This is a genomic window from Mycolicibacterium lutetiense, assembly GCF_017876775.1.
Taxonomy (GTDB): Bacteria; Actinomycetota; Actinomycetes; order Mycobacteriales; family Mycobacteriaceae; genus Mycobacterium; species Mycobacterium lutetiense.
Map to the genome: position 1 here is coordinate 3,017,937 of NZ_JAGIOP010000002.1, position 13,476 is coordinate 3,031,412.

Below are 13,476 nucleotides of genomic sequence, written 5' to 3' on the forward strand. Positions count from 1 at the left end.
GTGCTCCGGTGGCCACGGCGACCAGTGTGCCGCCCGGTGGCAACCCCGCCAAACTGCGGGTTAACGCCCCCGGGAGATGTCACCGGAGTAAGCAATGGCCTTAGATAGTGCTGTTAGGGTCGAACGGGTTTGCCTCACGGCGAGTTGCCCACACTGAAGGAGGCACGGCTTGAACCGCGCAGTGGCGCTACGTATCGCGGCATGCGGACTGATGGGGCTGGGTGCGGCCCTGCTGATTGCCGCACTGTTGCTGACCACGTACACCAAGGGCAAGATCGCGAAGATCCCGCTCAACCTGGATACCAGCCTGGTCAGCGATGGGACTGCGACCGCTTTCGATCCGAAATCGCTGGTGGCCGAGAAGTTCTCGGTGGACCGCAACGTACCGGTGGCATTGCAGCAACAGGTCAGTGTGGAATCACCGTCGAACGCCGAGGTGGTGACGCTGCAGGTGGGCAGCACGCTGCGGCGCACCGACCAGCAGAAGGACGCCGGCCTGCTGTTGGCGATGGTGGATACCGTCACCATGAACCGCAACACCGCGCTGGCAGTGTCCAGCGACAACAACCCGGGCGGTGCCCTGCAGAAGCCGCGGGCCATCGAGGACGAGAAGCCGCCGACCAACGTCGCGCTGCCGCACGAGGGCCTGACCTACCGGTTCCCGTTCGATACCGAGAAGAAGACCTACCCGTTCTTCGACCCGATCGCGCAGAAAGAGTACGACGCGAACTACGACGGTGAAGAAGACGTCAACGGGCTGACCGCCTACCGGTTCATCCAGAACGTGGGCTACGACTCCAACGGCAAGCTGGCCGATCCGGTCAAGTATTCGTCGCTCTACGAGGACGACGCCGACAGCACTGTCACCGCGGGCCCCGAGATGTGGGGTGTGCCCGGCGAACCCGACGAGCGGATCACGATGGACCGCTTCTACGCCGCGCAGCGCACCTTCTGGGTCGACCCGGTGTCGGGCACCATCGTCAAGGCCCAGAATCACGGCTACCAGTACTACGCACGTGACGCGCTCAAGCCTGAGGTCACCTACGTCGACTACAAGGTCACCTACAACGAAGAGACCGTGGAATCCCAGGTCGCGACCGCTCAGGATGAGCGGGACCGGGTGTCGCTGTGGACCCGCATCCTGCCGATCACGTTCACCGCACTGGGCCTGTTGGCCCTGGTCGGCGGCGCGGTGGTGGGTTCGTTCGCGATCCGCGCGGAATCCACGCTCATCGATCCCGGGCTCGACACCGCCGATCACGGCTTCTTCGACACCCAGGGTTTCCAGGTGCCCGGCGCTGAGGCCAAGACCGAGAAGTTGCCCGCCCAACGGCCATCCGATCTGCCACCGGACCGGTGATCTGAGCCTGCGCTCTGCCCTGCTGCCGGCCTACGCGCTGGCACTGTCGTTATTGGTAACCGGGCCCCTCTTGGGGCCCGGTTACCTGCTTTTGCGGGACGCTGTCTCCACCCCACGCTCGTATCTGACAGATGCCGCCCTGGGATTGACCGAGGCGGCACCCCGGGCGCTGCCGCAGGACTTCTTCGTCGCCGTGACCTCGACCGTGCTGGACGGCGGGATTGTGGTCAAGGTCCTGCTCGTGGCGGGCCTGTGGCTGGCCGGTTGGGGCGCCGCACGACTGGCCGCGACCGTGCTGGGATCCGGTATGCCCGGCCAGTTCCTCGCGGCGACGCTGGCCGTCTGGAATCCGTACGTGGGCGAACGGTTGCTGCAGGGGCACTGGAGCCTGCTGGTCGGTTACGGCTGCCTGCCCTGGGTGGCGCTGTGTGTGCTGCGGCTACGGAGCGGGGCAGGCCCCGCGGCGATATGGGGTCTGTTGTTCTGGATCGCGCTGGCCGGCCTGACACCGACGGGCCTGATGCTGGCCGCGACAGTCGCCCTCGTCTGCAGTGCGGTTCCTGGCGACGGTTGGCGACGTCTGCGCGTGGCCGCGATCGCGTCGGGGACTTCGGTGGCGGCCGCGATGCCGTGGCTGGTGGCCGCGGCTGTCGGTGGCGCGGTGTCAGCTCCGTCATCGGCAGCCGGGGTTCACGCGTTCGCCGCGCGCGCCGAGCCGGGGCTTTCCACCCTCGGCAGCCTGGCCGGCCTGGGTGGCATCTGGAACAGTGAAGCGGTACCCGGTTCACGCACAATGCTTTTCGCAGTGGTGGCCACCGCGGTACTGCTCGGAATCGTCGCACTCGGGCTTCCCGTGGCGGTGCGCAACCGGACCGCGCGACCGCTGCTGATCCTGGCCGCGGCGGCGGTGCTGATCCCGGCAGCGATGGCCACCGGCCCCGGTCTGGCGTTCGTCGAGGCGGCGATCCGGGCCGTGCCCGGCCTCGGCGTGGTGCGCGACGGGCAGAAATGGGTGGCCCTGGCCATGCCCGGCTACGTCCTGGCCGCTGCCGCTGCCCCGTTGACCCTGCAGCGACTGCGGGTGCCGTTGGCCGCGTCGGCCGCGGTGGGCTGTGCGGCGCTGATCGCGGTGTTGCCCGATCTCGCCTGGGGTGTGGGCAATCAGATGCGCGCCGTGCAGTATCCGTCGGGTTGGGCGGCGGCGGCAGCGCAGATCAACGCCGACCCGCGGCCCGTGGTGGCGCTCCCCCCGGACAGCATGCGCGAATTCTCCTGGGCGCCCGGCGCTCCGGTCCTCGACCCGCTACCCCGCTGGCTGCGTGCCGAGGTGCTGACCACCGGGGACCTGTCCATCGGTGGTCAGACCGTGCCGGGAGAAGGGGTACGTGCACGGGTCGTGCAGGATCTGGTGCTCTCGGGTGCCACCGGTCAACAGCTGGCCGAGGCCGGGGTGGGCTGGGTGGTGCGCGAATCCGACCGCGATGTCGCGGTGCAGTACGTCGGCGGCTCGGCGCCCGCGGCGACACAGCGGGCAGTGATGATCGCCGCGCACCTGGTGTGGCTTCTGGTTCTGGTCGGCGGGGCGGTCGGGATGGCCGTCAGCGCCTGGCGAGCACGACGCCGAGAGTGACGCAAACGTCGCTGAACCTCACTTGAAACCGCCTCACCCGCAGCGACCTTTACGTCACTTTCGCGGCTGGTTGACGGGATCGACAAAAATCGTTCCCCTGACAACTATCTGCATGTAGCCTCACCGCTCGTACCTGAACCCTGGCGGCATCGGAGGTCGCGTCGTGACGACGGTCAAGCAGATATGTCTCGGCGTGGCGGTGGCCGGAGCGGTGGTCGGTGCCGGATCGGCCGTGGGTACCGCGGTTGCCTACGCCGAGCCGACGGCGTCTGATTCGCGAGCGTCCGCCGCCGCGGACAAGCCGTCCGGCACCTCGCTGGGCCCCGCCAGAAAGGCCACCAGGAACGGCACCGCCGGCAAGCCCGGCATCAAGGCGCGCACTGAGGTACCGAAGCTGAGCCAGCGCTTGTCCGCGGCGGTCGAGACCGCCCGCTCGGCCAAGGACCGCGACATCGACGCCCCACTGAAGGACGTGGGCGGAAAGTTTGCCCACACAATCGATTCCATCACCGAAGCCACGACCAACCTCGGTCGGACCGTCCAAGTGCGCGTGGCCGACGCCAAGCCGCCACAGCCCCTGGTGTCGCGCAAGACCGCCAAAGCCATCACCGATTCCCTGGCGGCGGTACCGAAGCTGCCGACGCCCAAGGCGCCGTCGCTGCCCACGCCGCTGCTGCCCACGCCGCTGCTGCCCATGACCGTGGCCGGCGCCTCCACCCCAGTCGGCTCCACCACCAGGCAGACTGCCGGTACGCCGCCGTCGGCAGTTCAAACCACTGCTGCCCCAAGGCAACGCGTGTTGGTGATCGGTATCGATGGAACCAATCTGGGCTCGGTCCTGGAAGATCCCGACACCAACGACAATTTCATCAGGATCATGAACAGCGGCACCACCAGCGTGTCCAGCATCGCGGGGCACACCACGATGTCCAACCCGTCTTGGACCGCCATTCTCACCGGGGTGTGGGACAACAAGAGTGGCGTGATCAACAACGTCTTCACTCCGGGGACGTACGACAGGTGGCCGACCCTGTTCGATCAGCTGGAGGGCGCCAACCCGGCCCTGGTGACCAAGGTCATCGCTGACTGGGACGTCGTCGCCGGCATCGGTGGCGCGGGCCGGTTCGGGGCCGACGACGTCGAGTTCATCGGGCGGGTCGAAGGTGACACCGATTGGTCGCAGACCGACGCCGAGGTCACCGAAGAGACCATCAAGGCGATCCGAGGCGAGGGCGAGGAGATCCCGGACGTCCTGTTCACCTACCTCGTGCAGGTCGACGAGGCCGGGCACGCGAACGGCGGCGATTCCCGTGAATACGCCGCGGCCATCGCACGCACCGACGATAACCTCGGCGCCATCTTGGACGCCGTCGCCGCACGAGAGGCGGCCAGCTGCGCGGCGGGCGCATGCGAAGAGTGGACCGTCATCGTGGTCACCGACCACGGACACCAACCGCAGCAGAGCTTGTTGGGTCACGGCTTCCAATCACCGCGAGAGACATCGGCTTTCGTCATTGCCGACGGCCCGGGCTTCAAAGCCGGCGAGATGAACACCGGTTACGAGATCGTCGACGTCACGCCTACGGTCGTCAAGATTTTCGGGATCCAGCCAACTCGCGACGCCGACGGTGTGCCACTGCAGGATCAGGGTGCAACCCAGGTGAAACCCGAAAATCTGCAGCAGGCGCTCAAACAACAGATCGCCAGCTACGGCTGGCCCGATCCCGGCACCACCCTGGCGCTGACCGTGCGCACCGTCGTCGCGACCGTTCCGTATGCCGTGGTCCTTGTCACCAACGAAATCACCGCCCAGTTGCAGGACATCGCGGGCCAGGACATCTTCCTGGTCAGCACGTTGGCGGCGGCATCCCTGAGCCCGATCCAGCTCATCGGTGACGGCCTTTATGCGGTGACGGACGTGATTTCGCAGATCGTCGGCCAGTTGACCGGGGCGGGAGTTATCCCGCCGTCAGGGTCGACGGTGCAGCCGCGCATCGCACCGGAGCTGTCGATCGCGGTCTGACGGCTCGGGTTCGCGTACTCGAAGGACCCGGAGAACTACACCAGCCCGCTGACGTACTGGCCGTCGTGTACCGATTCCAGCACCACCCGCATCGCATCCGCGCTGAGCGTCCACGAGAACTCGTCACTGCGGGCCTGCGCCTTGCTGCCCAGCTGCACACGCAGCACCGGGTCACTCAACAGTTGATGCAGTCCGGCGGCCAGGGCGTCACGGTCCTCCACCAGCAGCCCGGTGACCCCGTCGACGACCGAGTCGGTCAGCCCACCGGATGCGCGGTAACCGATGGTCGGCACCCCGTGCTGGGCGGCCTCGGTGACCGCAAGCCCCCAGCCCTCTTTCCGCGACGGCAGCACATGTACCCAACTCCGCTGCAGCACACGGTGTTTGGTCTGTTCGTCGACGTGCCCGTGGAACGTCACCGAATCGGAGATGCCCAGCAGCTCGGCGTGCTCGACCAGTCGCTTTCGCCACCAGCCGCCACCCAGGATGTCCAGGTGCAGCCCGGGAATGTCGGCACGCAGTGCCGCGACGGCTTCCAGGGCGTCTTCGATCTGCTTGTGCGGCACCAGCCGCGACAGCACCACCAGGCGCGGACTGGTCGACCGCGGCAGCTCCAGCGTGGGGCCCGGGGCCTCGTCAAGCCCGTTGCGTACCACCGCAATCCGGCCGGAGTCGACCCCGAGCTCGTTCAGATCGCGTGCCGAGGGCAGGGATACCGTGACGTACTGATTGCGACGGTGCAGTCGCGGGGAGAGTTTCGACTCGACGAACCAGCCGATCCGGCCCTTCATCGGGCCCGCCACCGGCCACAGTTCCCGGTGACAGTGGTGCACGAGCACCGCGACCCGGCGGCCGAATGCGAGGCGGGCCAGGAACGGCAGCCCGTTCTGGGTGTCGACGACCACATCGGGCCGGACCTTGCGCAGCGGTCCGAGACCAACGCGGGAAGCCACCATGGCCAGCCCGGCCCAGATGTACACGCTGTAGGCCCCGCCGGCCCGATTGATCTGCACGCCGTCGACCACTTCGCGCCGGGCCGCCCCCGGGTAGCGCGCGGTGCGCAACGTGACGTCGACTCCGTCGTCGGCCAGGCATGCGCCGATCCGCTGCAGATAAGCCTCGCTGCCGCCGCCCTGGGGGTGTCCGGTGTCGCGCCAGCACAAGAGCAGAACGCTCCGTAGGCGAGGGTCGGGACGGGCAGACATCGAGTTGAGGGTAGCGAACTGTTGCCGGCGGGGTGCCCGTGAGTGTGTATGGGGTGTGTGGGCGTGGTGAGTCTGGCCGATCCGCACGGCAATGGCGGGTTGCGTCGAGGTTGGTGGGCGCGCCGGTTGCGGCGGTGGTGAACCGTGGCGTGGGTTTGTTGTCGGACCCTGGTGGCAGGGTGATCGACATGCGGGATCGTGGCTTGTTGATCGGAGTGCGCAGGTCGAGGCATGCGCTGATGGTCGGCACGGCGGCCGCATCTGGGCAGGGTCGGGCGCCATGATTGTCGGGATGCGCACACGCCAGCAGGCCGCGACGGTGGCCGGGCTCACCGGTGGCGTGCACCTTGTGGGCAAGCCGAACCGTGATGGCAGCCCGAGCTTGTCGCGGTATGTCGATGTGGGTGCAGATTTCGAAGTCCACCGGGCCGTGGTGGAGTCGGTCTCGGTGCTGTTCAAGCTTTTCAACGGCGACGCCGACGGCTACGGGGCCACGGGTTCACCGGGTGAGTCGTTGCCGACCGGGTGGATGGTCGCCGGGGCGAAATTCGAAGTGGAATGGCCGACGGATCCCGAGCGGGCGGGGTTGGTGCGCTCGCATTTCGGGGCCCGGCGGTTCGCGTTCAACTGGGGCCTGGCCCAGGTGAAAGCTGATCTGGACGCCACAACGGTTGACCCCGACCATGTATCGGTGGGCTGGGATCTGGCGTCGCTACGCAAGGCGTGGAACCGTGCCAAAGGCGAGGTAGCGCCGTGGTGGGCCGACAACTCGAAAGAGGCCTACTCATCGGGCCTGGCAGACCTGGCCCGGGCGTTGAGCAATTGGGAGACCAGTCGCAACGGCACCCGCAAAGGCCGGCGGGTGGGTTTCCCCCGGTTCAAATCCGCGCGGCGGGATAGGGATCGGGTGCGGTTCAACACCGGCACCATGCGGGTCGAGGCTGATCGGCGTACCCTCACGGTTCCCGTGATCGGCGCTCTTCGGGCCAAGGAAAACACCCGCCGCCTGCAGCGCCACCTCGCGTCAGGACGTGCCCATATTCTCAATGTGACGGTGTCGCAGCGGTGGGGGCGGTTGTTCGTGTCGATCAGCTACGCCCTGCGCACCCCCACCACCCCGCGCACGGTGGCCCACCCGACGGTTGTCGCCGGGGTGGATCTCGGCGTGCGCATCCTGGCCACCGTGGCCACGATCGACAGCGTCACCGGTGAGCAGACCATCACCGAGTTTGAGAATCCGGCCCCGCTCAAAGCCACACTTGCCGCTCGACGCAGGGCTGGTCGTGAACTTTCCCGTCGTATCCCCGGATCGCGCGGTCATCGGGCAGCGAAAGCCAAGCTGTCCCGACTGGACCGGCGATGCGTGCATCTGCGGCGGGAAGCTGCCCATCAGCTCACCTCTGAGTTGGCGAGCAGCTATGGCCACATCGTGATCGAGGATCTTGATGTGGCCGCGATGAAACGCGGCATGGGACGGCGCGCCTTTCGGCGCGCCGTGTCTGATGCGGCGATGGGGGTGGTCGCGCCGATGCTGGCCTACAAAACCACCAAATATGGCAGCACGCTGACCAAGGCGGATCGCTGGTTTCCCTCGAGCCAGCTTCACCACGGTCATATCGCACCCGACGGCGACCCGTGCCGCCTGGTCGGCAAGGGGCGTATCGACAAGTTGTTGGCGTGCCCATCCACCGGTGAGGTGGTTGATCGGGATCGCAATGCTGCCTTGAATCTCCGTGACTGGCCGGAATCTGCCAGTTGTGGTCCAGTCGGGACCACGGCCCCACCGGTACCCGGGCCGACCACCATGGTGGTCGGTACAGGCCATGGCGCGGACGCCGGATCATTCGGCGCCGGCGGAGCGTCCGTAAGACCCCACCTCGGTGAGGCCGGACGCGGCGAGGCCAGAACCCAAACCCCGCAAGGGGACGCCGCATGAACGTGTCACCAAACACACTCAACGGCAACGGTACCGGTCAGTAGGTTGGACAGGTGCAGCCCAGCGACATCTCGGCACGCTTCGCCCGCCGGGCAACCCTGAACCGGTCAGTACGCCTACTGGCGCAGTTCCGGTTCGAGCAGACCGACCCGGCCCGTTTCTACGGCGCGCTGGCCACCGATACCGTCGCCATGACCACCGACCTGTGGACGGCGGCCACGGGCGAATCCCCTACCGGGCGCACCGTGCTCGACGTGGGCGGCGGGCCCGGTTACTTCGCCTCAGCCTTCGATGCCGCGGGTATGCACTACATCGGGGTCGAGCCCGATCCTCGGGAAATGCACGCCGGACCCGCTGCGGACGCAACCGAGGGCACGTTCGTGCGGGCATCAGGGATGGCGTTGCCGTTCGCCGACGACAGCGTCGACATCTGCCTGTCGTCGAACGTCGCCGAGCATGTGCCGCACCCGTGGCGGCTCGGCAACGAGATGCTGCGGGTCACGAAACCGGGCGGGCTGGTGGTGTTGTCGTACACGGTGTGGCTCGGCCCGTTCGGCGGCCACGAGATGGGGTTGACGCACTATCTGGGCGGAGCCAGGGCCGCCGAGCGCTACACCCGCAAACACGGCCATCGACCCAAGAACGACTACGGCTCGTCGTTGTTCGCGGTGTCGGCAGCCGACGGCCTGGAATGGGCGGCCGGCACCGGCGCTCTGATCGCCGCTTTTCCGCGCTACCACCCGCGATGGGCCTGGTGGATGACCGCGATGCCAGGGTTGCGGGAGTTCCTGGTGAGCAATCTGGTGCTGGTCCTGAAGCCGTCCTGACCAACCACTGGAACAGGTTCTCGTTTTTCTGGGAAATCTAGGTAATGTGACGCTCATGACACAGAGCACGGCATTGAAAACCACGTGGGACAAGCTGTTCATCGGCGGTCAGTGGACCGATCCGTCGACCAGTGACGTCATCGAGGTCTTCTCCCCCGCCACCGGCGAGAAGGTCGGGCAGGTGCCGCTGGCCGCCAAGGCCGACGTCGACGCCGCCTGCGCCGCGGCCCGCAAGGCCTTCGACGAGGGCCCGTGGCCGCGGATGACGCCGAAGGAACGCGAGGCCGTCGTGGCCAAGGCGACCGCGCTCATCGAGGCACGCGCCGACGACTTCAAGGCACTCCTGGCACTGGAGACCGGCCAGCCGCCGACCATCGTCGACATGATGCAGTACGGCGCCGCGATGTCGACGCTGAACTTCTATGCATCGGCAGCCGACAAGTTCGCGTGGAAGGACATCCGCGACGGTCTCTACGGCCAGACTCTGGTCCTGCGGGAGCCGGTCGGTGTCGTCGGCGCCGTCGTCGCCTGGAACGTGCCGTTCTTCCTGGCCGCCAACAAGCTGGGCCCGGCCCTGCTGGCCGGCTGCACCATCGTGCTCAAGCCCGCCGGCGAGACCCCACTGACCACCAACCTGATGGCCGACATGTTCGCCGAGGCCGGTCTGCCCGAAGGCGTGCTGTCGGTCGTCCCCGGCGGCCCGGACACCGGTCGCGCGCTCACCGACAACCCGGCGCTGGACAAGTTCACCTTCACCGGCTCCAGCGCGGTCGGCAAGGAGATCGGCAAGATCGCCGCCGAGAAGCTCAAGCCGTGCACGCTGGAGCTGGGCGGCAAGTCCGCGGCGATCATCCTCGAGGATGCCGACCTGGACTCCACCCTGCCGATGCTGATCTTCTCCGGCCTGATGAACGCCGGCCAGGCCTGCGTGGGCCAGACCCGCATCCTGGCGCCCCGGTCGCGGTATGACGAGGTCGTCGAGAAGGTCGCCGCCGCCGCCGGGGCCATGCAGTGCGGCCTGCCCGACGATCCGGCCTCCATGATGGGTCCGCTGATCAGCGAGAAGCAGCGCGAGCGGGTCGAGGGCTACATCAAGAAGGGCGTCGAGGAGGGTGCCCGCATCGTCACCGGCGGTGGCCGGCCCGAGGGCCTGGACGGCTGGTTCGTGCAGCCGACGGTGTTCGCCGATGTCGACAACTCGATGACCATCGCCCAGGAGGAGATCTTCGGGCCCGTGCTGGTCGTGATCCCGTTCGACGACGAGGCCGACGCAGTGCGGATCGCCAACGACTCGGTGTACGGCCTGGCCGGTTCGGTGTACACCACGGACTTCCCCAAGGCCATCGAGATCGCCTCGCAGATCCGGACCGGCACGTACGGCGTGAACATGTACGCCTTCGACCCGGGCGCCCCGTTCGGCGGGTACAAGAACTCCGGCATCGGCCGCGAATGTGGACCGGAGGGCATCTCCGGCTACTGCGAGTCCAAGAGTGTGCTGCTGCCGTTCGGCTACACCCCGGAGTAAATCTCTTCGAATGTCGCAAAGGCGCCCTGGGACTGCGGTCTCAGGGCGCCTTTCGTTCGGGTGAGTTCGCACCGACAGTCAATATTCAGGTTCGCCAACTAGCGTGGCGCGGGTTCATCCGGCACTGAGACGCAAGGAGAATCCCATGGCAGTTTCCGTTGATCTGACCAAGTCGCTCGACAAGGCGTACGAGGACAAGGCACTCAAGGAGATTCTGGATGCGTCGCCGGCGGCCCTCGCCGGGGTCACCGACGCCGACGCGGAGCATCTCGCCGCGGCGTTCAACACCAAGACCGTGCGCCAGTTGGGCTCGAACAAGTTCCCCGCGGCCTATCCTCGGCGAGCAGACACAAACCTGCGCCTTTTCGCGTGAAAAGGGACAGGTTTGCGTCTGCTCGCGCTAAACGGCTGCGGCCCTGACCCAGCGGGCGCAGACGAAGTCGCCGTTGCGCGCGCATTCGGCCAGCGTCCACTCGGATCGGACCGGCAGCACCGGTGACCCCGCCCCCAGGGAGCAGGGTGCGTAGCTGACGATCATCTCGTCGATCAGCCCGGCCGTGACGAACTGGGCGGCGACCTCCCCGCCGCCGACCACCCAGACGTCTTTGCCCGCCGCGGCAGCCGCCAGCTGGGGGTGCAGTTCGGCTACCTCGCCGGAGAACAGCTCCACCGGGTGCTCGGCCGACACGATCTCCGGACGGTGGGTCAACACCCACGTCGGTTGCTCGTACGCCCACTCGTTGGGCTGGTCCTTGACGATCCACTCGTAGGTCGACGACCCCATCACCAGTGCGCCAATGGTTTTGATGAATTCGTCGTAGCCAAACGGGCCGTCCTGGTCAATGTCCCGCGAGATCAGCCAATCCAGGCTGTCTGCGGTGTCGACGATGAAACCGTCCAGGCTCGATGCGGTGTAGTACACGGTCTTCACCGGTCAGTCCCTCCTCATCCATTCAAGTGGGTCACCCCGGTCGACTTCGATGCCATGGCGGGCCAACATGGTCCGCGCCAGGGCACGTCGGTGCGCCGAGTAGGTCAGTACATGCGCGACAATCCCGTACAGCTGAAAGGACTCGGGCGGATCGCACAGCGCGTCGATCACAGTGTCGCCCAGCCGTACCGCCGCCGAGTACTCCGATATCAGTGTGGTCCAACGCTTTCCGATGACGCGGTGGTGCGCCGCGAGTTGCCCGGCCGTCACCTGACTGGTGGTGGACCGCGACGGAAAGTCCCGGCCCTCGATGGTCGCCAGCCAGACCTCTTTGGTCCACACGATCGCCCCGAGCACGTCCGCGACGGTGGGTTCCGGGCCGTCCCAGTCCAGCACCACCTGGCCCGGTGAAACCTCTTGTACCCATTGCTGTTCGGAGAGCGCAGCGGCGGCACCGATCAGGTACTCGGTGTCGGCGACATCGTGTACGAGCATGAACTGGGCGATATCGGGACCGGATGACTCCCCCGGGTCGGCATCACACCACAACGACTGTGGTGGATGGAAGTGCACCCCGTTGAGAGCGGTCAACCGGAATCCGACGTCGCCGGCACGTGAGGGCGGCACGCCGAAGGCGCGGCGAAACGCCCGCGAGAACACCTCGGCCGACGACCAGCCCTCCGCCTCGGCCACCTCAGCGACCCCGGTACCGCGCTGCAACCGCCAGGCCGCGCGCTCGAGCATGACCCGTCGGCGCAGCGCCGCAGGTGGTTCCCCGGTGAGCCTGCGCACCTCCCGGGAGAAGTGAAACTCTGATGCGTAACTGCTGCGGGCCATGTCGCCGACGCCGGAGTTGTCGTCGTCGACGACGGCGTCGAGCAGTTCCCGCAGCCGGTCACGCCCGTTCGGTTGAACCTCCACGGTCACCGAGTATGGTCCGCCACCCGCCCCGGGACCATGACATTTCCTGCTGTGATCGCCCCGCCTGCCTCAGCTGTCCAACACCTGCGCCACCCGGGCCTCGACGTCGACACCGTCGAGATCGGACAGGTTCACCCCGAACCGTTCGGTGAGCGCATCGAGAACCTGTGCGGCGGTGTCGAATCGGATGCGTTCGGTCTCACCGCCGCGGTGGATGGCCAGGTTCCTGCCGCGCAGGTTGATCCGCGCGTCGTCGGTGACCAGCGCCGCCGACAGTCCGACGACAAAGACTCCACCGGGATGTGTTGACACATACCAGCTTCCGACTTCGAGGTCGATGCGCGGCTGCGGCACGGTGGTGAATCGGTACAGCGGCTGCCACTGGCCGCGGACCTGCGCGGCCAATTCGTACTCCGGCTCATGGCGGGTGGGCAGCTCGATCAGGCGGTAGGGCTCGTGGCGGGTCTGCTGCACCGCGCCGGCCTGCAGCCGGATGGGCGACGATAATGTCTGCCCGCCGAAGCCGACGTCGACCAGGTAGCGCCCGGCCTCACCGGGAACCGTCACGGCAAGCACGTTGTGGGTGAGCGCGGGCAACGGGGCGTCAGGTTCCTTCATCCAGACCACCCGCCCGGCCAGCCGTTCGACGCCGTACCCCAGCTCATCGAGGGCGTAGCCGAGGAGTCCGTTGTGCTCGTAGCAGTAGCCACCACGGCGCCGGGTGATCAGCTTGTCCGTCAATGCCGCTGCACCGAGATCGGCAACCGGCATGCCCAGCAAAGGGTCGAGGTTCTCGAACGGGATCGACCGGCCGTGCGCGGCGACGATGGCCCGCAACGTGTCGGAGTCCGGTTGCGTAGAACCGTGGTAGCCGATCCGGCCGAAGTAGCCGGGCAGATCGAATGCGTCAGATGGCGATGAGCCCATGGCGGCCAATGATGCTGCCTCAACCGGGGTACAGGTCAACTCGACTGTGACGAATCCGTCGGAGCCATAGCCACGCCGCGCGACCGGTGGTTTTGAGAGGATGGACGGCAGCTACCCGGCAGTAGGGAAATGAACCCGCGAAGCAAATGGGTTTTTCGCCCGCTACCTGGGTACACTGGCAAAACTAGAAC

At 67.0% G+C, this 13,476-nt stretch carries 11 protein-coding genes; 7 read left to right on the top strand and 4 right to left on the bottom strand.

Translation table 11 applies throughout. From position 1 onward, the window contains the following. Positions 1-169 precede the first annotated feature (169 nt). The 3 genes from JOF57_RS23810 (at position 170) to JOF57_RS23820 (ending at position 5,013) form a co-directional block, all read left to right on the top strand. Positions 170-1,360 (top strand): cell envelope lipid trafficking protein PgfA, encoded by a 1,191-nt coding sequence (locus JOF57_RS23810; protein ID WP_209920862.1) that lies wholly within the window; start codon positions 170-172, stop codon positions 1,358-1,360. A gap of 19 nt (positions 1,361-1,379) precedes the next feature. Continuing rightward, a complete protein-coding gene (locus tag JOF57_RS23815; protein WP_209923675.1) occupies positions 1,380-2,990 on the top strand; it encodes an MmpA family trehalose lipid delivery protein in 1,611 nt (536 codons plus the stop codon). A 163-nt stretch (positions 2,991-3,153) separates the two neighbouring features. Further along, positions 3,154-5,013 carry an alkaline phosphatase family protein gene (locus tag JOF57_RS23820; RefSeq protein ID WP_209920866.1) on the top strand — a complete coding sequence of 620 codons (1,860 nt, stop codon included), beginning with the start codon at positions 3,154-3,156 and terminating at the stop codon, positions 5,011-5,013. Positions 5,014-5,048: 35 nt separating this feature from the next. Here the strand turns inward: JOF57_RS23820 and JOF57_RS23825 are convergent, their stop codons facing one another. Then, a complete protein-coding gene (locus JOF57_RS23825) occupies positions 5,049-6,218 on the bottom strand; it encodes a glycosyltransferase family 4 protein (protein WP_209920871.1) in 1,170 nt (389 codons plus the stop codon). 280 nt (positions 6,219-6,498) lie between these two features. Between JOF57_RS23825 and tnpB the strand changes: the two genes are divergently transcribed. The 4 genes from tnpB to JOF57_RS23845 all read left to right on the top strand — a co-directional run bounded on the left by tnpB (position 6,499) and on the right by JOF57_RS23845 (position 10,879). Continuing rightward, entirely contained in the window at positions 6,499-8,154 is a 1,656-nt protein-coding gene (gene tnpB, locus JOF57_RS23830) for an IS607 family element RNA-guided endonuclease TnpB (RefSeq protein WP_209920874.1), read from the top strand. A 68-nt stretch (positions 8,155-8,222) separates the two neighbouring features. Further along, a complete protein-coding gene (locus JOF57_RS23835) occupies positions 8,223-8,981 on the top strand; it encodes a class I SAM-dependent methyltransferase (protein WP_407666647.1) in 759 nt (252 codons plus the stop codon). Positions 8,982-9,036: 55 nt separating this feature from the next. Then, a complete protein-coding gene (locus JOF57_RS23840) occupies positions 9,037-10,506 on the top strand; it encodes an aldehyde dehydrogenase (protein ID WP_209920879.1) in 1,470 nt (489 codons plus the stop codon). A 145-nt stretch (positions 10,507-10,651) separates the two neighbouring features. Then, positions 10,652-10,879 (top strand): hypothetical protein, encoded by a 228-nt coding sequence (locus tag JOF57_RS23845; protein WP_209920882.1) that lies wholly within the window; start codon positions 10,652-10,654, stop codon positions 10,877-10,879. Positions 10,880-10,906: 27 nt separating this feature from the next. On the opposite strand, the gene JOF57_RS23850 is transcribed toward JOF57_RS23845, so the two are convergent. The 3 genes from JOF57_RS23850 to JOF57_RS23860 form a co-directional block, all read right to left on the bottom strand. After that, positions 10,907-11,437 (bottom strand): dihydrofolate reductase family protein, encoded by a 531-nt coding sequence (locus JOF57_RS23850; RefSeq protein WP_209920885.1) that lies wholly within the window; start codon positions 11,435-11,437, stop codon positions 10,907-10,909. A 3-nt stretch (positions 11,438-11,440) separates the two neighbouring features. Continuing rightward, positions 11,441-12,364, bottom strand: a complete 924-nt coding sequence (locus JOF57_RS23855; RefSeq protein ID WP_209920888.1) for a helix-turn-helix domain-containing protein — start codon at positions 12,362-12,364, stop codon at positions 11,441-11,443. Positions 12,365-12,427: 63 nt separating this feature from the next. Then, positions 12,428-13,285: an arylamine N-acetyltransferase family protein gene (locus JOF57_RS23860; protein WP_209920890.1), complete on the bottom strand. Its 858-nt coding sequence runs from the start codon at positions 13,283-13,285 to the stop codon at positions 12,428-12,430. Positions 13,286-13,476 lie beyond the last annotated feature (191 nt).

Coding starts and splice junctions, on each gene's coding strand:
- JOF57_RS23825 (WP_209920871.1), bottom strand. CDS start 6,218: ATGTCTGCCCGTCCCGACCCTCGCCTACGGAGCGTTCTGCTCTTGTGC.
- tnpB (WP_209920874.1), top strand. CDS start 6,499: ATGATTGTCGGGATGCGCACACGCCAGCAGGCCGCGACGGTGGCCGGG.
- JOF57_RS23840 (WP_209920879.1), top strand. CDS start 9,037: ATGACACAGAGCACGGCATTGAAAACCACGTGGGACAAGCTGTTCATC.
- JOF57_RS23845 (WP_209920882.1), top strand. CDS start 10,652: ATGGCAGTTTCCGTTGATCTGACCAAGTCGCTCGACAAGGCGTACGAG.
- JOF57_RS23860 (WP_209920890.1), bottom strand. CDS start 13,285: ATGGGCTCATCGCCATCTGACGCATTCGATCTGCCCGGCTACTTCGGC.